At 44.8% G+C, this 21,790-nt stretch carries 15 protein-coding genes, 1 rRNA gene and 2 riboswitches; of the genes, 1 reads left to right on the forward strand and 15 read right to left on the reverse strand.

Annotated elements, in window-relative coordinates:
• The 14 genes from J7I80_RS08515 to J7I80_RS08580 all read right to left on the reverse strand — a co-directional run.
• Window positions 1-231 (reverse strand): 16S ribosomal RNA (locus tag J7I80_RS08515); the annotation flags it as partial.
• A 367-nt stretch (window positions 232-598) separates the two neighbouring features.
• Window positions 599-2,674, reverse strand: coding sequence for a glucose-specific PTS transporter subunit IIBC (gene ptsG / locus J7I80_RS08520; protein WP_214737539.1), 2,076 nt, complete (start codon window positions 2,672-2,674; stop codon window positions 599-601).
• A gap of 180 nt (window positions 2,675-2,854) precedes the next feature.
• On the reverse strand, window positions 2,855-3,697 hold the full coding sequence (gene glcT / locus J7I80_RS08525; protein WP_214737541.1) for a glucose PTS transporter transcription antiterminator GlcT: 843 nt from the start codon (window positions 3,695-3,697) through the stop codon (window positions 2,855-2,857).
• Window positions 3,698-3,832: 135 nt separating this feature from the next.
• A complete protein-coding gene (locus tag J7I80_RS08530) occupies window positions 3,833-5,164 on the reverse strand; it encodes an NCS2 family permease (protein ID WP_214737543.1) in 1,332 nt (443 codons plus the stop codon).
• A 127-nt stretch (window positions 5,165-5,291) separates the two neighbouring features.
• Window positions 5,292-5,393, reverse strand: a riboswitch (purine riboswitch).
• A gap of 87 nt (window positions 5,394-5,480) precedes the next feature.
• Window positions 5,481-7,028, reverse strand: coding sequence for a glutamine-hydrolyzing GMP synthase (gene guaA / locus J7I80_RS08535; protein WP_214737545.1), 1,548 nt, complete (start codon window positions 7,026-7,028; stop codon window positions 5,481-5,483).
• Window positions 7,029-7,214: 186 nt separating this feature from the next.
• Window positions 7,215-7,316: riboswitch (purine riboswitch) on the reverse strand.
• A gap of 31 nt (window positions 7,317-7,347) precedes the next feature.
• Window positions 7,348-9,564, reverse strand: a complete 2,217-nt coding sequence (locus tag J7I80_RS08540; RefSeq protein ID WP_214737547.1) for a transglutaminase TgpA family protein — start codon at window positions 9,562-9,564, stop codon at window positions 7,348-7,350.
• Window positions 9,561-10,778: a DUF58 domain-containing protein gene (locus tag J7I80_RS08545; protein ID WP_214737550.1), complete on the reverse strand. Its 1,218-nt coding sequence runs from the start codon at window positions 10,776-10,778 to the stop codon at window positions 9,561-9,563. Before J7I80_RS08545 ends, J7I80_RS08540 begins: the two co-directional genes overlap by 4 nt.
• A gap of 1 nt (window position 10,779) precedes the next feature.
• On the reverse strand, window positions 10,780-11,733 hold the full coding sequence (locus J7I80_RS08550) for an AAA family ATPase (RefSeq protein WP_214737552.1): 954 nt from the start codon (window positions 11,731-11,733) through the stop codon (window positions 10,780-10,782).
• A 217-nt stretch (window positions 11,734-11,950) separates the two neighbouring features.
• A complete protein-coding gene (locus tag J7I80_RS08555; protein WP_214737554.1) occupies window positions 11,951-12,325 on the reverse strand; it encodes a hypothetical protein in 375 nt (124 codons plus the stop codon).
• Window positions 12,326-12,632: 307 nt separating this feature from the next.
• On the reverse strand, window positions 12,633-14,069 hold the full coding sequence (locus J7I80_RS08560; RefSeq protein ID WP_214737556.1) for an esterase/lipase family protein: 1,437 nt from the start codon (window positions 14,067-14,069) through the stop codon (window positions 12,633-12,635).
• Window positions 14,070-14,240: 171 nt separating this feature from the next.
• A complete protein-coding gene (locus tag J7I80_RS08565) occupies window positions 14,241-15,236 on the reverse strand; it encodes an ABC transporter substrate-binding protein (RefSeq protein ID WP_214737558.1) in 996 nt (331 codons plus the stop codon).
• A 250-nt stretch (window positions 15,237-15,486) separates the two neighbouring features.
• Window positions 15,487-15,963, reverse strand: coding sequence for a DsrE family protein (locus J7I80_RS08570; protein WP_214737560.1), 477 nt, complete (start codon window positions 15,961-15,963; stop codon window positions 15,487-15,489).
• Window positions 15,964-15,996: 33 nt separating this feature from the next.
• Entirely contained in the window at window positions 15,997-17,823 is a 1,827-nt protein-coding gene (locus tag J7I80_RS08575; protein WP_214737562.1) for a bifunctional metallophosphatase/5'-nucleotidase, read from the reverse strand.
• Between the two features lie 526 nt (window positions 17,824-18,349).
• Window positions 18,350-19,930 (reverse strand): glycine betaine uptake BCCT transporter, encoded by a 1,581-nt coding sequence (locus J7I80_RS08580; RefSeq protein WP_251027669.1) that lies wholly within the window; start codon window positions 19,928-19,930, stop codon window positions 18,350-18,352.
• Between the two features lie 190 nt (window positions 19,931-20,120).
• Here J7I80_RS08580 and J7I80_RS08585 point away from each other — a divergent pair, with 190 nt between their 5' ends.
• The gene (locus tag J7I80_RS08585) at window positions 20,121-20,645 is read left to right on the forward strand and encodes an ECF transporter S component (protein WP_214737604.1); all 525 of its coding nucleotides are present in this window, start codon (window positions 20,121-20,123) and stop codon (window positions 20,643-20,645) included.
• 351 nt (window positions 20,646-20,996) lie between these two features.
• On the opposite strand, the gene J7I80_RS08590 is transcribed toward J7I80_RS08585, so the two are convergent.
• Entirely contained in the window at window positions 20,997-21,701 is a 705-nt protein-coding gene (locus J7I80_RS08590; RefSeq protein WP_214737564.1) for a hypothetical protein, read from the reverse strand.
• Window positions 21,702-21,790 lie beyond the last annotated feature (89 nt).

Below are 21,790 nucleotides of genomic sequence, written 5' to 3' on the forward strand. Positions count from 1 at the left end.
GTAAGTGACAGCCGAAACCGTCTTTCAGCTTTCCCTCATGTGAGGGAAAGGATTATCCGGTATTAGCTCCGGTTTCCCGAAGTTATCCCAGTCTTACAGGCAGGTTGCCCACGTGTTACTCACCCGTCCGCCGCTGATCTTCAAAAGCAAGCTAATGAAGATCCGCTCGACTTGCATGTATTAGGCACGCCGCCAGCGTTCGTCCTGAGCCAGGATCAAACTCTCCAAAAAAGAGTTATGAGTTAGCTCATAAGTTAAAACGTTGGCTCATGTTCTTATAGAAGAAACATGATCATTTATTGTTTGTTGACGCTTGTTTGTTTAGTTTTCAAAGAACAATTTATTGCGCCGCTCAGAAGCGACTTTAATAATTTATCACATCACAGCGTTAAATGTCAACAGCTTTTTGATTTATTTTTTCATCATCAAAATGTTGTTAACCTGTTCGCGACTGTTTCTATATACTATCACCGGACATGTCCAGAGTCAACATGATTATCCCTTGAAATAATTGGGAAATATTCCGGATGCTCACTTTTCTTCTATATATAAAAACAGCCGGGCTCCATTCAAGAGACCGGCTGTTTTAGTTTTAATCTTATTTAGAAATTGTAATGATATTCTCGTCCTTCACATCCACATTGCCTTTCTTGTTGATGACAATGCTTTCCCCTTCTGAAAGGTTAGTGAATACGATTGGGGTGATAATGGATGTTGCGTTTTTCTTGATGTAATCAAGGTCAACCTTCAACAATGGCTGTCCTTTTTTCACAGTGTCATTTTCAGATACAAGTGTTTCAAATCCTTGTCCCTTCAGGTTCACTGTGTCTATGCCCACATGGATAAGGATTTCCCGTCCAGAGTCAGAAAGGATTCCGATCGCATGCTTTGTCGGGAACAGGTTGACGATTTTTCCGTCTACTGGTGATACAACTGTACCTTCAGCAGGAACAATCGCAAATCCATCTCCCATCATCTTTCCTGAGAAGACTTGGTCAGGCACTTCTGTGATTGGCAGGATTTCACCCTTAATAGGAGAAACGAATACATCTGCATTAGCATCTGCATCATGATGCGTCTGCAATGCTTCTGGATTCACTTCTTCAATTTGCTGCTCAACCTCTGTTGCCTGGTTTGTTTCAACCGGACGGGGCCTTTTACCATTCATGATATCTCTCATCTGACCTTTAATTGTCTCTGAACGCGGCCCGAAGATTGCCTGGATGTTGTTTCCGACTTCAAGTACACCGGCAGCACCCAGCTTTTTTAAACGATTTTTATCAACGTTGTTAATATCATTCACAGATACACGAAGTCGAGTGATACATGCATCAAGGTGAGCGATGTTTTCTTTACCGCCCATTGCGTCAAGAACTTCATACGGAAGGTCGCTAGCCTGTCCTTTTGCACCGCCTTCTTCCTGATCATCTTCCGCTGCTTCACGGCCAGGAGTCATCAGGTTGAACTTGCGGATCGCGAAACGGAAACCAAAGTAGTAGATAACCGCGAATACTAAACCTACGGGAATGACAATCCACGCATTTGTCTGCGGATTGATCAATCCAAACAGAATGTAGTCAATAAGACCACCAGAGAATGTCATACCGATTTTTACATCTAATAGGTGCATCGTCATGAATGAAAGACCTGCGAAAATCGCGTGAACTCCGAATAGTACTGGAGCTACGAACAGGAATGAGAACTCTAGAGGTTCTGTGATACCTGTCAGGAATGAAGTCAAAGCAGCAGATACCATCAGACCGCCGACGACTACTTTTCTTTCCGGACGTGCTTCGTGATAAATCGCCAAAGCTGCTGCTGGAAGTCCGAACATCATGAACGGGAACTTACCAGTCATGAACGTACCAGCTTCAAGGTCTTGTACGTTATCCGCAATCTGCGCCATGAAGATACGCTGGTCACCGCGGACAACATCTCCAGCCAAAGTAGTATACTGGCCAAATTCATACCAGAATGGTGAATAGAAAATGTGATGCAAGCCAAATGGAATCAATGAACGTTCAACTACACCAAAGATGAATGCTGATAGTGTCAAGTTTGCGTGAACCATGTTTTGTGAGAATGCATTTAGGCCATTTTGGATTGGCGGCCAGATGACAAGCATGGCCAGACCAAGCAAAATTGCCGTTCCTGCTGTGATGATCGGCACGAAACGCTTACCAGCAAAGAAACCAAGATAAGATGGCAACTCGATTTCAAAGAATTTATTGTAAAGAGCTGCGGCAATAATACCTACGATGATACCCCCGAACACACCTGTTTGCAGGGTTGGGATACCAAGAATGTTTTGGTAGTTAAGACCGTTAACATCCTCTGGCGTGATTTGCAAAACTGTACCCATCGTTACATTCATGATCAGGTACCCGATAATCGCCGCCAGACCAGCAACACCTTCACCGCCAGCCAAACCAACAGCTACACCGACCGCGAACAAGAGCGGCAGGTTCCCGAAGACAACGTCCCCGGCTTTTTGCATGACAGCAGCTACCATATCAACGCCGCTGTTATCTAAAAATGGAGCAAGCTCCAGTAAAGCAGGGTTTCTCAGCGCCGCACCCAGAGCAAGCAAGATACCTGCAGCTGGAAGCAAGGCAACTGGAAGCATGAGCGCTTTACCTACTTTTTGAAGAACACCAAAAGCTTTCTTAAACATAGGAAGACCTCCTGAAATTTTTTCTCCTAAAGCGGTTACAAACATTAAAAAAACAAATAAAAAAGGCATGAGAAAGATGTATCGAAAGAAGCATACGGATATATTACCCATAAAACTCCATTTCAATTACATTCTTTACTCATGCCTGATCGAATCAGTAACACGTAAGAAATAATTGCTTTATTTAACTTTTTTCTGAAGCCTTTGCAAATGCATCGTCAGATACACGGCTTCAGCATCGCATACTTGTTTTTTCAAGGTCTGCTGCATCACTTTAATGAGTTTCCACGAAAGATTGTAGCACACTGGATATTCTTCTTTCAAGAGGATTGCAAATTTTTCTGGTTCCTCTACCGTTTCACCATTATTGACCCTTTCGATCGTGAACCGTATGTGGCGCACAAGCCTTGTGTAGTCTATGCCTTCTTTATCGATTGTGATATCGAGATTTTCTTCAATTATCTGTACCAGTTTTGTCACAAGTTGCGAGTGTTTATTAACATCAGACAGATTTCGGTTCATTACCGCACTGTGGATATGGAGAGCAACAAATCCAATCTCCCCATCAGGAAGTTCAATCCCGGACTTCTCTTTAATCAGTTCCACAACCTCTTTCGCGATTTCAAATTCGGTAGGATACAGTGTTTTTGTTTCCACCAAAAAAGGGTTTTTGAATTCCATGCCTTTTGCAATCCTGTTCACTGCAAACATTAAGTGATCTGTCAGGGCAACGTGGATGTGTTCGTTCAGCTGGCTGCCTGTCCTTTTCTTGATTAATTCAGTAGAAGAAATGATGGCCTCATGCAGCTCATTCTCAACAAAAGGCAAGAGTTTGATATAGTTTGCCTGCTCCTTTTCATCCTTCAGGACAAACATCTTCTCCGCCTGTCCCTCTTCAAGCCTGTCTCCTTTTTTTCGATTGAAGCCAATGCCCTTGCCGATCAGGATGACTTCCCCGAATGTAGGGTGGTCAGCAATCAAGACATTATTATTCAAACCTTTTTTTACTTCGATATTGTCCATGCCGGATCCCCGTTTCAGCTTGTTCTATGGGAATATCGTATAAAAGGAAGATTTATAAGTCAATCCGGAGTAATTAGCAGGAACTGTTCAATTTTTGCCAAAAAAAGATCCAGCGTTATCCGCTGGACCTCATTGCTATTCTGTCAAGAACACGAAGTAAAGAACGAAAATCACAAAGAATAGATACATGATTGGGTGAACGTCTTTTGACTTCCCTTTTACAATCATTGTAATTGGGTAAAAGATGAAACCTGCTGCAATCCCTGTTGCAATGCTGGATGAAAGCGGCATTGCGATCATGGTCAAGAAAGATGGAACGGCAATTTCGAATCGGCCCCATTCAATTTTGCCAAGAGAAGAAACCATCAGCACTCCAACGATAATCAATGCTGGTGCTGTTACAGCAGAGGTAACGACTGAGAGCAGCGGGAAAAAGAACAGTGACAACAGGAAGAATCCAGCCGTTACTAGAGAAGCAAATCCACTTCTCGCTCCTGATGCAACACCCGCAGATGATTCAATATAGGAAGTTGTTGTCGATGTTCCGAAAATGGATCCAACAAGTGACGCGATTGAATCTGCAAATAATGCGCGGCCGGCGCGCGGAAGCTTGTTGTCCTTCATTAGACCTGCCTGGTTGGCAACCGCCACAAGTGTACCGGCGTTATCAAAGAAATCAACGAACAGGAATGTCAGGATGATCCCGAGCATTGTTGATGTATAGAATGACGGATCACCGAAAGCGCTGAAAACTGCTCCAAAGGTTGGCGCAACGCTTGGTACTGCTCCGACTACTTTTTCAGGTGTTTCAATAAGGTTGAAAACCATTCCGACAATAACGCTAATGATGATTCCGAAGAAAACTGCACCATGAATGCCTCTTGTCAGCATGATGACTGTAATCAATAAACCAAAAAGCGCTAGCAATGTGTTGGCGTTTGTCAGGTCACCCAGCCCGACGAGGGTTGCTGGATTATCGACAATGATACCCGCATTTTTCAATCCGATAAACGTGATGAACAAACCGATACCAGCTCCGACTGCGTGCTTCAGTTCAACCGGTATGGCATTGATCAATTTTTCCCGCCAGCCTGAAATCGTCAGGATCAGGAAGAACACACTTGAGATGAACACTGCTGCAAGTGCATGCTGCCATGGTGCTCCGTGGCTTAGGACGACTGTGTAAGCAAAGAATGCGTTCAATCCCATTCCAGGAGCAAGGGCGATTGGGTATTTACCGAGCAGACCCATGATGATGGAGCCGACTGCTGCAGCAAGTGCTGTCGCTACGAATACAGCTCCTGTATCCATTCTCAATGCTTCCGGCAGGTCAGGTACGTCTGCCAATGTGAGTATATTTGGGTTAACAACCAGGATGTAGGCCATGGCGAGGAATGTGGTCATTCCGCCAATGAATTCGCGGCGATAGTTGGTGCCGAGCTTTTCAAATTCAAAATACTTCTTCATTTTTCTTTCCCCCTGAATAGAATTCAGGAAATAAGGCCAAAAAGAAAACGCCACGGGATACCGGGCGTTGACTGAAGGTAGTAGAAAAATGATGGTGGCAATAGATTATAAGTTTGATAGATTGCCCGCCATGATTTATATACCTCGTAGTCAAGCCATTTACGGTAGCTCGGTAGAAACTTTTGGGCCATATCCCCAAGATTATACGACGAATTATGACAAATTATTAAGTTCAGTTTTATTCTAACAGGGCTTTTGACCTGAGTCAATAAAAAAAACGAACATTTTCATGTTCGTTTTTAAAATCGTTCGTATTTTATTCCCATTCAATTGTTGCAGGCGGTTTGCTCGTGATGTCATAAACAACCCGGTTCACGTGATCCACTTCATTGACAATCCTTGTCGAGATGATTTCAAGGATATCCCAAGGAACCCTTGCCCAGTCTGATGTCATTCCATCAATGGACGTTACCGCACGGATTCCGATCGTGTAATCATAGGTTCTCGCATCGCCCATGACACCGACGCTGCGGATATCAGGAAGGACGGTGAAGTACTGCCAGATTTCACGGTCAAGTCCGGCTTTTTTGATTTCGTCACGGAGGATGGCATCTGATTCCCGAACAATCTCAAGCTTCTCTTCAGAAATAGCCCCAAGGACCCGGATACCGAGACCTGGTCCAGGGAATGGCTGGCGCCAGACGATTTCATCAGGTATGCCAAGCTCTGTTCCGAGCGCACGGACTTCATCCTTGAATAAGGTATTCAACGGCTCGATCAATTTGAACTGCATATCTTCAGGCAGTCCGCCAACATTATGATGCGACTTGATTGTCTGTGCTGTCGCCGTACCGCTTTCGATAATATCGGTATACAATGTTCCCTGCGCAAGGAACTCGATGCCTTTCAGTTTTTCAGCTTCATCATCAAAGACATAGATGAACTCATTGCCGATGATTTTACGCTTCTGCTCTGGATCGGAAACTCCCTCGAGCTTGCTGAGGAAACGGTCCTTCGCATCGACTTTGATGACATTCATGTTGAAGCCATCAGCAAAAGTCTTCATGACACCTTCTGCTTCATTTTTACGCAATAAGCCATGATCAACAAAGATACAAGTCAACTGGTCGCCGATCGCTTTGTGGATTAGCACCGCTACCACCGAGGAATCCACTCCTCCGCTCAGCGCACAAAGAACTTTTTTATCACCGACCTGCTGGCGGATTTTCTCCATCTCGATTTCGATGAAGTTTTCCATCGACCAGTTGCCTTCACATTCGCACACTTTGAACACGAAGTTTTTCAAAAGTTCATTTCCGTAGATGGAATGGCGAACCTCAGGATGGAATTGCACCGCGTAAAGCTTGCGGCTTTCATCACTCATTGCCGCTATTGGGCAGGATGGATTGACGCCATCCACCGAAAAGCCCGGCGGTGACATCGTCACAAGGTCTCCATGGCTCATCCAGACAACCTGTTCGCCCGGTGTTCCTTCAAATAGTCTGTTCTGATTATGCAGTGTCAGCAGGGCCTTTCCATATTCACGGTTCTTTGCCTTCTCGACCTTGCCTCCGAAATGCATCGTCATCAGCTGCATTCCGTAGCAGATTCCCAAGATCGGCAAACCTAGCTCAAATATCTCCTCATCACACCGGAATGCCCCTTCATCATAAACAGAGTTCGGGCCCCCAGAGAAAATGATTCCCTTTGGATTCATCTCCTTGATTTCAGCTGCCGTAATCGTATGTGGATGAAGCTCGCTGTAGACGCCAAATTCCCTGATCCTTCTCGTGATCAGCTGGTTATACTGGCTGCCAAAATCTAATACAATAATCTTTTCCTGGTCTTGCAGCTCGGTTTTCATAAAGTCACCTCATTATAAATTAGAACGCGGAAACTTCCTTAAGCAGAAGGTTATGTAGATAGTATGGTTTATCGCCGCGTTTTTTGTACATACAGAAAAGCAAATGCGCAGAAGCTGGACAATAAAAAAGGCCAGAATCCTGCCTCCAAAAAATAATAGGAAAGCAGGGTTCCAGCCCGTTACGAACAAAAAGAAGCCTGCCTTCATAGTCAAATCATTTCCGGTGATTTGGTAGATACTTTCGAACCATATTATCGAGGATATATGAAGGTTGATTCTATATAGTTGCAAACATTGTATCAGTATAATAATTTATCGGTCAAGCACTAACTTTCCGAATCATGAACTCCCAATACTTTTTCGCATCCTGCCACATGTCTTCATCCATATTGCCGCGGTAAAGATATTCTTCATACTTTTCCGTGAGCCAGCGCATCTCGTTTGTAGAGAAGAATGAATCCACATAGTTGGCATAGTCGCGCAATGTCTGGCCTTTCTCTCTCTTCAAGCCATATCTTCCGAGCTCTTTCAATAGGACGATATAGGCTTTCTCCAAGTACTTGTTTTGCTTTTTGTACTTATAGAGAAGTATATACACGATAGGGAGCCATTTTCCTCTCAATCTATATAAGATTGCGGTGAACACGGCAACTACGAGCAATGTGAGGAAAATCTTCTGCAGGTTATCCTTCAGGAATGCTCCTGCAGTTTTCAGGCCTTCTGAAAAAGAGACCTTTGGCTGATCAACCGAAGCCTGCTCTTCTGGCAGTTCAGGCTTCACCGGATCTGCAGGTGTTGTGTCTTCCTCTTCTTCTTGGCCCGTCTGGTTTTGTGAGTCATTATTATTGTCATACTCAAATTGAACGTTATTTGAAAATCCTTGCGTCGGCTCAAACGGCACCCAGCCGACACCAGGGAAATAACCCTCTACCCATGAGTGGGCATTGTTATTGGTGACCTCATAAAGTCGGCGGCCATTCCCTAGTGTATCGATATATTCGCCTTCTGTATAACCCTTTACCCATCGCGCTGGAATGCCGACGGAGCGCATCATGACAACCATTGATGTTGAGAAATTGTCACAGTAGCCGCGCTGTGTTTCAAACAGGAATTGGTCGACATAATCTTGATCGTCGTCCGGGACTGCCACATTCGTTTGGTCATAGACAAATTCGTTCGACCGGAAGTACTTTTCTATTGCCTGCGCTTTTTCAAGCCAGGTCTCTTTGTCTTTTGTTATTTCCTCAGCAAGCTCAACTACCCGCTCCGGAAGCTCTTCAGGTACCTGTGTGTATTTCGAGACGAAGGCAAATTCTGCTGCCAGCTCTTCAGGTCCGGCTGCCTTAAGCTTTTCTACACTGTATACCGGGTGGTTAAAGGTCAGGGAGTATGGTCCAATTGAGCCTGCTTGCCCATCCGCCATTGACATGATCTTTTCTGTTGACGGATCAAGGCTGAATTGGAGAACGGATTTCCCCGCAGATGCCTCAACTTGTGTCACCCCCAACGGATAGACAATGTGAGGATAACCTATCTTCGGGGTAACTCTGCTCTTCCGCTGTTCCGTTTTGACTTGCTCTTCAAAAGGCTGCATCGGGATGGCTTGCTCAGGTGAAAATTCCACTGGCACGGCAGTCCCCTTGTCTGCAACCCACCCTTTGCCTGTATAGACGTCTTTGGTCTCAATCCGCCAGTAATGACGACCATCGGCTTCAGCGGTAAAAACAACCCGATCATCCCCGATGAACGCTCCGCCAAGTGCGGAATCATCCGTTCCGTAACCGACTTTTTTAACTCCTCCGCTGCCTTCGCCTGAATCCTCATTATAGGAGGTGATGAACGGAACAGGGTCCGGCCAGATTGGATCAGCCTTCGGGGCTGCATAGCCAACCCCCACACTCAGGATAATCATGGCGACTAGCGGTACCATCCACCTTTTTGCACTTTTCAGGTTCTTATTCACTGCTTCCTTATCTGCAATCCGGTAATACGCCAGCATCCCCATCACAGCAAAGCCCGCAATCACAGTCCGGACGATCGCCAGGTCTGCTTCATATGGAGTAAACGTATCAAGTACCGTGATATAAACGAGCGTCATGAAGAAAAACACGAAAATTTGTTTCCTGTTAATCAGCCAGTATTGAATCAGGTATGCCATCAGCCAAAGCAAGGTGAAGAACAGCAACGTCCTGAACGCATTGGAAATTTCGGTCCATTCTGCATTCATGATAATCCCAGAATTAGCGAGAACCTCATTGAACAACTGGCCAAACCACTCCAGGCTGAAGAAAGTGCCCTCATAATACATAAAGTGGACGGAATATAAGATAATGATGATTTTTATGATAGCTGACGGAAGAATTGGCATATTGAAGTAGGACATCATTAGTGAGATAAACACAAAACCAAGAAACACACTTAGGTGTCCAGTATCTGTCAGTTCCTTCAATGGCCGAAGCCACTCCCACAGCAGCAAAAAGCTGAAAATATACAGCAAGAAGAAAGTGAAGTCTTTTTTTGGATTATCGTTCCTCAACCTCTATTCACCTCCGAGAAGGCTTCCGCGAACTGTCCGTCATGTACCATGACAAGATGGATTCCCCTTGCATTGGCCGAGGCTCTTAAATTTTTCTCCGTATTGGTCGGGGATTCCTGTCGGTTCTTGACCAGGAAAATGCTCACCGATCCGTTCCGTTGATTATAGAAGGCAGCTTTTTCAATCAGCTCTTGAGTCAATTGTGCGGTTATCAACATGATTGAATTGTTCTGCTGCGCTAAGAAGCTCTCTGCCTCAAGGACCCGGTTAAACTGAACTGCGCACTCATCCCGGATTTTAGCAAGATGGTAGAGCAGCTGTTGCTGATGACCTTCACCGCCACGGGCAGGAAACGCCTTACGCTCAGCACTTAATGTCAATAAGCCCACCTGTGCGCCTTTTCGTAAAATCGCCCTGATGACTGAAGCAGTGAAAGATACGACAACTTCAAAGCGCGGTTCAGGGGCACAGTCCATCAGAATAGTCACGTCATGCGATTGCCTCTGTTCGAATTCCTTAGTCATAATGTCATTCCGTCTTGCGGTCGCCTTCCAGTTAATCCATGAGAAACGGTCTCCCGGCTGGTATTCACGAACACCTATAGCCATCGACGTATCACGCTGGACTCGCTCCTTCGAGGCGGTCATCCCCTGGTCAAAATGATGGGCTGCCGGTCTGTAAACCATATCCTGATACGCAGGATAAACCAGAATCTTATTTTCAACCGGCAGCAGCTTTTCTTTTTCAATTAATCCGAGCGGATCCCCCGTTTTAAACTTGATGCCTTGTAATGTATGCTCACCGCGAGGAAGGTTTTCAATCGAGTAATCAAAGCCGAATACCCGGCTGAATCCCGGAAACAGCATTGTCCTCGCCTTTTGCAAATCCCTGTGACCGGAAAGTGTATTCCCGACCGCTTCTTCGCCAATCGCATAAAACAGCGGGAAAATCATATTCCTTTCAAGAACGATGCTGGCTTTGAACTTCTCTCCAGCGTTAAATTCCTGTTTTGTATACACTCTTTCCGCCTTGATATCTTTTATAGAATAAAGAGCGAGGCCCAATGCGTAAAGAGCGAATGGCAAGAAGCTGTAAAACAGGAACCAGCTGACAAAGCCGCCCTGGAACATCGCATAGGAAAAGGTAATCAAAATCAATAACAGTAAAATGATGAGCTTCCAAACTTCTTTAAACTTTTGGAAATACTTTTTCATATTACTTCACGAGCCTTTGGACCGGCACAGGCACTCTCGCCAACACTCTGTTGACGACATCCTCGGTTGTAATCCCTTCGAACCTGGCCTCTGATTTCAAAATGATCCTGTGGGCGAAAACATATGGTGCAAGGTACTGAATATCATCGGGAATGACATAATCCCTTCCGTAAATAAATGCATATGCCTGGGCAGCCTTCATCAAGGCGATCGAACCACGAGGGCTGACACCAAGATATACGCTTGAATGGCCACGAGTCCGGCTAGACAGTTCCACGATATATCGCTTGATCGTATCATCTACCACTACTTCTTTAATGCTCTGTTGCAGGTCACGCAGATCTTCAAGCGTTACAACAGGCTGCAAGTCTTCGACCGGAAGATTCCGCTGCGCTCGATGCAAAACTTCCATTTCCTCATCCAGAGCAGGATAGCCCATCTTCATTTTTAAAAGGAATCGGTCAAGCTGTGCCTCAGGCAATGGATAAGTACCCTCATAATCAATTGGATTCTGTGTCGCCATGACGAAAAATGGCTTGCCAAGTATATGGGTCACACCATCAACCGTGACACTATGCTCTTCCATTCCTTCCAAAAGAGCCGACTGTGTCTTTGGGGATGTCCTGTTGATCTCATCGGCAAGAATGATATTACCCATGATTGGGCCTGGCCTGAATTCAAACTCCATCTCTTTTGGATTGTAAATCGAAACCCCTGTCACATCGGAAGGCAACAGGTCTGGTGTGAACTGGATCCTCCTGAACTTCGCGCTGACAGACTTCGCAAGCGCACGGACCATCATCGTCTTCCCCACTCCGGGCACGTCTTCAAGCAGAACATGTCCGCCAGCAAGTAATGCAATCAAGCTGAGCTCCGCCACATTCCTCTTACCCGTCATAACCTTATCAATATTTTCTAGTATTCTTTCAACTGTTGGATCCATCTGATTCCGCATCGGAATTTCCCCCTAAAAATCTATTTATCTACGTAAATCAATTGCTTTTTTACTTCAATAAGTCTATATTCGCTATTTTCTGGCAAAATCCTGTAATATTCAGGGTGAAAATATTTTCCACTTTGTGATAGACGGAATATTTAGCATGAATGTTTCATTCAAATAAAAAAAACGGCCTCATCCGAGAAGCCGTCACCAACACTTATATGAACCCTCTTTAACTTGCTGCCTTTGGGATTGCACCCATGCCCTCAAGGATGATTTTCGCATCCGTATTTAAATAGGCTTCAATATCATTCCGTAAAAATAACAATGAGTGGTCCCTGATGATTACCTTCAAGCCTCTCAAGTCAAACTTTGAAGCATAGCTGTTCACTGCATTGATGACCGCCATTTCTTTCCTCGTAAGCGGCTGCTGACCAGCTTCCATCCTTTTCGTCAAAAACTCAAGCAATTCCCTCGCATTTGATTTTAAACGGCTGCGATGCTCATTCAGGATCTCGATGTTCTCCTCCATATACATCCTTGCGGCAGCAAAATCGAGTTCTTCGACACAATTGTTGATTCTGGCAACCAAATCCAAAACATGCATTACTTTCTCCTCCTGGTGTACAAACTCTGCTTATCTTCTATATCGGACGGTAATCCTGCCACTCCATCATATATGTATATTTTAGTGAATAAGACTCAGGGCCAGGAATTGATTGTAGGTAGAACAGGCTATATCAGGAATTTGGCTGCTTAAGGGCACATTCCATGGATAAATACACCCTTATGCATGGAGTTTCTCTTACATAAGGGCACATTTATAATCCTTATGGATGGCGTTTGATAGGTTAAGTTCCGTCAACCCTGTCATTCATAAGAAGCAGCTGGTTTTTCACCAGCCGCCTCTTCCTTTATCTATGAGTCTTTCCGTTTTCATCGACATAGATGGATTCAATGATGGTCCTTTCGAACGGCTTCCCTTTAGTGTCTACTCCTGTCACTTCTGTTGTCAGGTTGTATACACCTGGCTCGGCGAGGTCACCGTCGAGGACCTTGCCAGCTTTCGAACCTTTGCCTGCTTCCTTTAGCTTCTTTTTTCCATCGTGGTCATATTTGATCCACTTTGTTTTATATGAAGCCTTCAGACTTTGACTTTTTTCCTTTTTCAATTCAACATCAAGCGGACTGTCAATGCCGACCACTAGCAGGTAGGAGGCGGCTGGGCCTGATACCTTCCAGCTCCCTGCCTCTGGTTTTTCGATTTTAAAAGTATGGACCCATGCGCCTTTAAAGAAGTCACCAGCGTCTTGTTCGACTCTTGACGCCTTATACTCTTGGCCATCCGGTCCCTTCAGTTTGAGCGAAGCCATCTTCTTTTCACTGAGGAATGCCATTTGGAAGCTTTCTGCGCCTTCCTCGATCACGAAACTTTCTCTGATAGCTTTCTCAGCTTTGCCGCCTTTGATAATCTGGTTTGTCTCAGGCTCTGCCACGCTCTCCGCAGCTGAGAATGCATTTGAACCGGCAGGCTGCTCTGACATTGTATACGGCTTGAATACCGAAAAAGTATGTGAGCCTTCACGAATGGTCGTATGATTCCATGCGCCTTCGCGAATGATTGTTCCGCCAGGCAAGCGGGAGCTGGAGACTGTGACGACACCGTCATTAGATCCATAACTGCTTAAATATAGGCCTCCCCAATATAAAGCACTGCCGAATGAACCCCATTTGTATCCGCCTAACGTATAATAGCGGTTCAATTTTGCCTCAGCCTTCCCATCGGTAATGCTTCGAAAATATCTCATATTCCCTGTCTGCAGAGAACGTGTCGCATCATTATTGTTCCCAAGCAAGGCTGCCAGCCACCAGGCAGAGCTGCTGTGGGCAAGGTCCGATAGTTGTGTGCCATGATGCGGTGATGAAAGAGTGATGACATTCGATACATACTGGTGCGCCCCGTAGTGGACAAGCGCGGTCTGGGTATCGACTCCACCTTTGCTGTGGCCAACCACGACCAGCTTCTTGTAGCCGAAATACTCATAAATTTGTCTCAGCTTTCCAGCCAGCATTGCCCCATTTTCCCACATATCCCTTTCCGGATAAAGATCAATGAATGCTGTTTGATATCCATTGGCCAGCGCGGTCTCATACATATCATTGCCGTCCCACCAGACTGAGGCCGAACTGTTGTAACCATGAATAAAGACAATCGGCGCTTTTGCCGGGTCCACCCATGAAGGGTTAGAACCTACATACCATGTTCCCGGAGTCCCAGAAGAACCCCCGCCTAAATCTCCAGCTTTTGCAACAACCTGCACCATCAGCAATAAAACCATCAATAATGACATAATCCTCTTACTCCTTCGCAAACCCATACCCCCTTTTTTTCACATCGTTAAAAAGTATTATGTTATGGTTTTATTTAGAAGGGTATTTCGGTTTATTTAGATTAGGAAAATAGTATCATCTGGTCAGCTGCATAATAAGAGCCTGCAAAAAATCCTGCAGGCTCCTCCCTATTATTCTCCTACAATTTTTGCATCTTTGAGCATATCCTCAGTCAGCGTGATTCCTTCCTCTTCAGCCGCCTTTTTATTAACGACCAATTCGAGGTTCTCCGGATAGCCAACAGGAATGTCAGCTGGTTTTTTGCCCTCGAGGATTTCGACTGCCATTTTCCCTGTGGTGTAGCCAAGGTCATGATAATCAAGTCCATAGGATGCGAACGCTCCTCGTTTTACTGAATCGCCTTCACCGACAAACATCGGGATATCTTTATCATTCGCCACTGTGATCACGGATTCGAGCGCAGCTACGACCGTGTTATCCTTTGGGATATAGAGAACATCTACCCGGCCGACCATGGATTCAGCTGCCTGCTTCACTTCAGAGCTGGCTGAAATAGTCGTTTCAACTGCCTCAAGTCCCGCTGCTTCCAGTGCTTCCTTTGCATTTTTCACATTCACGACAGAGTTAGGTTCTCCATTGTTGTAGATTATCCCAACCTTCTTCGCTCCAGGGATGAACTTTTTAATTGCTGCGATTGTGTTCTTAATGGCATCGGGATGTGTATCTGTTGTACCCGTTGCATTTCCACCTGGCTTCTCCATGGATTGAACCAGCTCAGCACCGACAGGATCTGTGATTGCCGTGAACAGAACCGGAATATCCTTTGTCGCTTGGACAGCTGCCTGGGCACTTGCTGTCGCAATCGCTAAAATAAGATCATTTTTATCTGAAACGAACTTTTGCGCAATCGATGCATTGTTGTTCATATCGCCCTGGGCATTCTGGTAATCAAGCTTCAGATTCTTTCCTTCTTCATAACCTGCATCCTTAAGTGCGTCAATAAAACCTTCCCTCGCTGCATCAAGAGACGGATGTTCAACAATCTGGGTGATCCCGATTTTCACCATCTCTTCCTTCTTTTCTCCGCTCGCCTGATTACCACCGCCACCGCAAGCAGCGAGCATGAGCATCGCTCCGCTCAATAAAACCGCTAGACTCTTCTTCATCCTTCATCCTCCCCAATTTTACGAAAATGGTTATGTATCGTCTTGGTGAATGAAAAAGCCCACTGTCCTCCTTTGTAAATATTTTTATATTATTTTTAATATTCTGATATTAACACGTGCAAAAATTTAGGACAATAGGAAAATATAATTTAATATTATATATCCAATAATTTCAGTCGCATTAAAAGACAGCCTTAAAATTAAAAGAACTCTCACCAGGGAGAGTCCTTCCTATGATATTTATAAATGATCAAGACCGCATGTAAATCCATCCTTGACGCTGTTTGCGGATTACTTCCGCAGCACCTGATGGCACCTGGACCGCACCGTCGATCATATCTTCCATTTCATATCCGTTTTTCGCCATTGAATTTGCGCAGGCTGCGAATACAACTCCGCGCTCTTGAAGTTTACGGATACGCTCTTGAAGCTCTGGAGATGATTTTTCCTTGCTCAACATATGAATGCCTGCTCCGAAAGCTACTACTTCGATTTCCATTTTATCTTCACCGATTTCAGCAAGTGAGTTTTCAACATTGTTTAAAACACCTGCCCAGTTACTTTCGTTTGTTCCAGCGGGGTCAGTTACCTGCCAGACTACCTGGTAATGTCCCTGCGGCGTTGTATCCGGCCGTCCCGTTTCTCCATCTGTTTTGGCTGCAGCCCAGGATAGGCTTGTAGTTAAAAGCAATGCTGTCATGACAATAAAGATAATTTTTTCGCGCATGTTGATCTCTCCAATCTAGTATTTTAGTATTTTTTAGTTTTGAATTGTCCCGACTCTCTCAGGGACTCCATTAAGAGGCTGGATTTCACGATTTCCATAGGCTGGCTCTGGAAGTTTATGAAGAAGCTTGACCCGTCCTAATTCAGGATCCGCTGGATTTTTGGACAGGTATTGGGCTACTACCTCGGTTGCGTCAAGCGGATTGCCGTCTGCATCATTTACGGTCACAGCAGTATCACTGATCTTGAGTCCAGTTCCAATGTCATCCGGCCGGCCTGGATACCAATATCCTGCAACAGTGTATTCCTTGTCCACATCAAGCGGCTGCCAGGTCCCTGTCTTACGATCGAATACCTCGATATTACTTGCTTTACTTAAAGCAGGAGCGTATGGATCAAGTTCATAGCGAACACCGCTGTATCCCTGTACCCAGCCTCCTGTCCATTTGAATGGATCAGGATTTAGTGCACCGTTAAGGCTTCTCTCAATCTGGCCGGATAGCTGGCTGCCAGTGATTGTTCCTTTCGCAATGAAAGGGGCAACTGGAATAAAGTGATATATATCCTCAAGAAGGATATCTCCTGCAGCTACATGCGTCCCATATCGGAAACCGCGGATGGTGCCAATGTCCGCTCCTGTTTCTTCCCGGAACACATCTGCCAGGAAGTCGTGGGAAGAACCCTCTACTACTCCGGGCATTTCATGATCCGAGAAATTCCCGCGATAGAGAGGCTTTTTTGCCTCGCCAATCACAGTATCTATCGGTTTGGACAAAATTGTCTTGTTTATTGGATTTTCGTGTGAATGGAACTTCTTCCCTTTCACAAACTTGGAACGTTCCTTTTCGACAAGCTTGGAAGTTCCCTTATCCTCTGGTACGCTGTCGTTTATTCTATGCAATTCATAGCGCCAGCCTGTGATGCCTTCCTCCCCTATCTGGAGATCCATCTGCCCGACAGCAATCCCATCATGACTCACTTCAGAGACGAGGGTCCCTGACTTCATTTCTATCAGTCTCGGAGTCTCTTCATGCATATCGGCTGACAGAAGGATATCCACCCCAGGGTAGCGGTTTGCCAGCTGCAGGTTCTTGGCCAGTCCGAGTTCAGAAATCATGATGACTAAATCGACCTTCTCTTTTTCACGCAGCTCATGAATCATCTCTGGCAGCTCTTCTCCTTCTCCAGTAAAACGGAACCCTTTGGTTGTGCTTGTTCCGACAGTTGGCCCTCGCTCACTTGTGAAACCTACAACCCCAATACTTAGTCCAGCCCGCTTGATTACCCGGTATGGCGGAAGGACCCGCTCCCCAGCCTTGTCAGCATAAGGCTCGCTCTCATAATAAAGGTTCGCTGCGACCGCTCCCCATCGCCCATTCCTGAAGAGATCCAGGTAGCGTTCGGTTCCATAAAGAAAATCCCAGTTACCCGAAGCATATCCGTCAATTCTCCACTTATCCAAAATATTTGTCATCGCCTGGCCCTCAGTGTAGAGCGCCTCAGCACCGCCATGCAGGGTGTCGCCAACGTTGAATAACAAGTTCTGCGGGTGTTCTCTCCTGATATCCTTAATCACAGTTGCGATGCGGGCCAGTCCTCCCACAGTGCCCTTGTACTCTTCAGAATTCAGGTTTTTACGCGGCGTAAGGTGTCCGTGAAGGTCACCAAGCTGCATGAGCGTCAGTGTAGTGATAGCGTTTTCATTCCAGCCCGACTGTTGAACTTCCTTTTTATCAGACCGGACATATGCTTGCTTGCTTGCCGGTGAGTCAGCCAGATTCGCGTACGCGGTAAAACCAGAGGCTAACAAAGCGGCAGATAATATACTTGCTACGACTTTACGAACAGTTTTCTTTTCCAACTTGCATGTTCACTCCCTGATTATTTATGGGACTTGCTTTTATAGAACTAATGTCACCTCCGGCTTTTCTTGGTATGTAATAATTCAGGATACTATCAATGGTATATTATTTAGTCAACGACTATTAGGAATTTTCAGACTATTTACCCAAAATAGATAGACTTCTCGCAAAACAATTGAATCCCTTTCTCCATCTAGATTTATCCATTAAATCGTAACGGAAAAATAGTTATATTTTACCGTAAAAGTAATAAAAATGAAAAACTAGTTATTTCAGTAAGCACTTTCTCCTAAAACCAACAAAATGGACCTATCCCAAAAGGGAAAGGTCCTTAATTATGCATTATACTCCTAATCGTTGAAAGCTTTTTACTTCAATGCAACAAACTATACAGATACCAAACTCAACACGCCGGCATTCATTGAAGAACAGGTATAGATACCCCTAGCGTTCGGGACGCTTGGGACATTCTAAAGAATTGTTTTGTTGTTGAATAATTACTTAGCTTGATTCGTTTATCTGCTGTTATACCGGACTTGGATCTGGCTTATCTTCTTTCTTTGCGAATTTCCCTTTTTCCTTTTTCGGCTTTTTTTCAAGGGCCTCTGATTTAAAGTCTTTTAATATTGAGAAGGACATAGCGATCAAAACAAAGGTCAATGGAAAGGCACTGACGATGATGGCTGTTTGCATAGCACTCAGTCCTCCGGAGAGCATTAGTACGATAGCAGAGGCTGATAGAAAAAGTCCCCAGACTATTTTGACCACATTGGGAGGGTTCAGATCTCCTCTTGCTGTTTGCATCCCTAAGACGAATGTGGCTGAATCTGCCGAAGTAACAAAGAATGTTGTAATCAACAACAAGGTTATAATGACCAATGCACCGGAGAATGGTAAAAGGTCGTACACGTAAAACAGGGCTGTTTCTAAGTTTTGCCCGGCTATGTTGGCACCTTCAAAGTACTCGAAGTAAATAGCAGTCCCGCCAAATATCGCAAACCAGAATGCACAGACCAGAGTAGGTATAACGAGAACGGCAATCATGAACTCCCTCACCGTCCTTCCCTTGGAAACACGTGCAATAAATGTCCCAACGAAAGGTGCCCAGGCAATCCACCATGCCCAGTAAAAAATCGTCCAGTCCTTTATCCAGCTCGCTTGTTCTTCATTAAAAGGAGTGAGCCTTAATCCCATGCCAGACAGGTTCTGAACATAACTCCCGAGCGTAGTGGTAAACAGATCAAGCACAAAACCTGTTGGACCCAAAAACAAGAATGCAAAAAGCAGAATGACGGCCAACACTAAATTGGCATTACTTAAATACTTAATCCCCCTCTGCAGTCCGGTACTGGCAGAAAGGAGAAAGAGAACAGTTACGATTGCAATAATAATGAGCTGAGTCGTGAAGTTGTTCGGTATCCCCACTACATAGTTGAGACCCCCATTGATCTGGGCAGCTCCTAACCCTAAAGATGCCGCTACACCAAAAATAGTCGCAAATACCGCGACTACATCCACGATGGTTCCAATCGCTCCTTTTGAGCGTTCACCTAACAGAGGACTAAGAGTTATACTCATCAGCCCAGGTTTCTTTTTCCTGAATTTATAGTATGCCAGGATAAGCGCAATGACAGCGTATATAGCCCAAGCATGAAAACCCCAATGTAAATAGGTGTATCTCAACGCAACTTTTGCTGCCTCAGGTGTCCCCCCTTCACCAATAGGCGGATTGGCAAAATGAGAAATAGGCTCCGAGACTCCAAAGAATAGCAACCCGATCCCCATACCAGCACTAAATAGCATGGCAAACCACGTTTTTCTGTTAAAGTCTGGTTTGTCGTCATCTGCTCCTAATTTTATTTTTCCATACTTGCTAAAGATCAAAAATATCGCAAACAGGAGGAAGAAAGAAGCTGCCATTTGATAGAACCAGCCAAATGAATCTAAAAAGAATGCCTTGGTTTGATCCATTACTTCACCTAATTGGACCGGAGCAACCACGCCCCAAATCACAAAGCCACTCGCAAGAACGAGAGAAATCCAGAACACATTTGATACCTTATTCACCTCATCCAACTCCCCATGATCGATTTCGGTACAAGACATCGTTATGTTTCCCGAAAATTAAGCATCGATTCGTATTTAGGCATAAGGGGGAAGCTTTAAATTCCCAAAATTCTGTACAAGTGTATATTATTATGTATTTATTAAGTTACCAATAAGGAGTATGATAGTAAGTAAAAAGGCTGTTTCGAAGCATACGAAAAGAGTCCTGAAAAGAGAAAGAGGTTACGAAATGAATGCAGCATACTCAACAACCAAAGAAACAACTAAAACAAAAGTTTTAGTCATCAATGCGCTTTTTATTGCATTGACTGTCGTTGCAACCATGTTCATTAACATCAGGCTGCCGATTATGGGTAATGGAGGCCTGATCCATATGGGCAACATTCCTCTATTTATTGCTGCTTTCGTCTACGGCAGAAAAACAGGTGCAATAGCAGGGGCCTTCGGTATGGGCTTGTTCGACATAATCTCCGGTTGGGCATTGTGGGCACCGTTCACTTTCGTTATCGTCGGCGCTATGGGCTATGTAGCGGGATTGATGGCTGAAAAAATGCCAGGCAAGAAAGTATTTGTTTACTCCCTGGCAGTTGCCGCTGCCCTTGTCATTAAGATCGTAGGCTACTATTTTACTGAAGTGGTCCTATACGGAAACTGGATCCAGCCATTTGGCTCCATCCCAGGAAACGTCATGCAGGTCGTAATCGCAGGTCTGATTGTCATCCCTCTTGCAGGCCGGATGAAGAAGCTGCTATAAAATGAACGACAAAAATCCCCTATGGAGCATACTCCGTTGGGGATTTTATTATGTATTCATTGATCCGCGTTCTGTTAATATGGAAGTTCTGGTATTTTGTCGAACGCATAATCATAAATTGTAGATATTTCTCGGGAAATTGTTGAATTTTGAAGGTGGGGTAATCGACACCTGGCTTTGCTGTCCGGAGGCATTTTGAATGTTTTTCGCATAGCGTATCGTCAGGCGATATATCGTAACGCTTTCTGAAGCACATGAATACTCACTTTTAGCAATGCTCATGTACATATCGGTCAGCAATACGATCCGTTCTTCTTTATTTTTAAGAGTATTGAAGGTCTTTCATGTAGCTTATTTCCGGAATATCGCGGACAGCCAACCCCATTTTCTATTCTTTAATTCTTCTTCTAAACGTTTATTGAAATCACTCTGGGAGTTCCACTCACTCTTTTGCTCGTCCCGCATTTTCTGAATCTCTTTTTGCAGGAGCCCGCTTCTCTCTCTTTCCTGCTGCAGCAAGTCTTCATAATGGGCATTTTGCTGTTCAAGGATTTTTTCAATCTTTGCATTTGTTCTTTGTGCTGAATTCCCAATGCTGGAACTGATCACATGATGGTCTTGCTGAAGCTGGGAAACACTTGTCTTCATCTGGGCCATATCGTTTTTCAGCTGCATATTCATTTCACGCGCTGCTGCCAGTTCATTGACCACAAAAAGCAAAACCTCTTTCAATTGCTCAGGGTCCTGCGGTAAATTATTCCCATATGTATCATTGATTGCAATCTCCGTACTGCCCGATCCCTCGAGCCTTTCCTTTTGCTCGGCCACAAGATCTTTAGCTGTATCGTCCAGCGGCTTGTCCGTATCGCGCAGCGCTATAAGCGCTTTAATATCAGACTGGACAAAGATTCGGCGGTCGCCATCTTTCAAAAACTCGTAACCGTTGCGCTCCAGAATTTGTCCATACTTTCGGACAGTTGGAGTAGCAATCCCTACTTCCTCCGCCACTTCTTTCGTTGAGAATGCCTGTTCATTCGGCTGTATATCGTTTCGCATATCGCACCTCCTATCTACAATATGACGAGTTTCTACAATATTTGCAAGAGTCATATCGTCTAAATTTATATTTTAGCAGATATATCGCT

Source organism: Bacillus sp. ISL-41 (genome assembly GCF_018613235.1).
Classification (GTDB): domain Bacteria; phylum Bacillota; class Bacilli; order Bacillales; family Cytobacillaceae; genus Mesobacillus.

Coding starts and splice junctions, on each gene's coding strand:
- ptsG (WP_214737539.1), bottom strand. CDS start 2,674: ATGTTTAAGAAAGCTTTTGGTGTTCTTCAAAAAGTAGGTAAAGCGCTC.
- glcT (WP_214737541.1), bottom strand. CDS start 3,697: ATGGACAATATCGAAGTAAAAAAAGGTTTGAATAATAATGTCTTGATT.
- J7I80_RS08530 (WP_214737543.1), bottom strand. CDS start 5,164: ATGAAGAAGTATTTTGAATTTGAAAAGCTCGGCACCAACTATCGCCGC.
- guaA (WP_214737545.1), bottom strand. CDS start 7,028: ATGAAAACCGAGCTGCAAGACCAGGAAAAGATTATTGTATTAGATTTT.
- J7I80_RS08545 (WP_214737550.1), bottom strand. CDS start 10,778: ATGAAAAAGTATTTCCAAAAGTTTAAAGAAGTTTGGAAGCTCATCATT.
- J7I80_RS08550 (WP_214737552.1), bottom strand. CDS start 11,733: ATGCGGAATCAGATGGATCCAACAGTTGAAAGAATACTAGAAAATATT.
- J7I80_RS08555 (WP_214737554.1), bottom strand. CDS start 12,325: ATGCATGTTTTGGATTTGGTTGCCAGAATCAACAATTGTGTCGAAGAA.
- J7I80_RS08560 (WP_214737556.1), bottom strand. CDS start 14,069: ATGTCATTATTGATGGTTTTATTGCTGATGGTGCAGGTTGTTGCAAAA.
- J7I80_RS08565 (WP_214737558.1), bottom strand. CDS start 15,236: ATGAAGAAGAGTCTAGCGGTTTTATTGAGCGGAGCGATGCTCATGCTC.
- J7I80_RS08570 (WP_214737560.1), bottom strand. CDS start 15,963: ATGCGCGAAAAAATTATCTTTATTGTCATGACAGCATTGCTTTTAACT.
- J7I80_RS08580 (WP_251027669.1), bottom strand. CDS start 19,930: ATGTCTTGTACCGAAATCGATCATGGGGAGTTGGATGAGGTGAATAAG.
- J7I80_RS08585 (WP_214737604.1), top strand. CDS start 20,121: ATGAATGCAGCATACTCAACAACCAAAGAAACAACTAAAACAAAAGTT.
- J7I80_RS08590 (WP_214737564.1), bottom strand. CDS start 21,701: ATGCGAAACGATATACAGCCGAATGAACAGGCATTCTCAACGAAAGAA.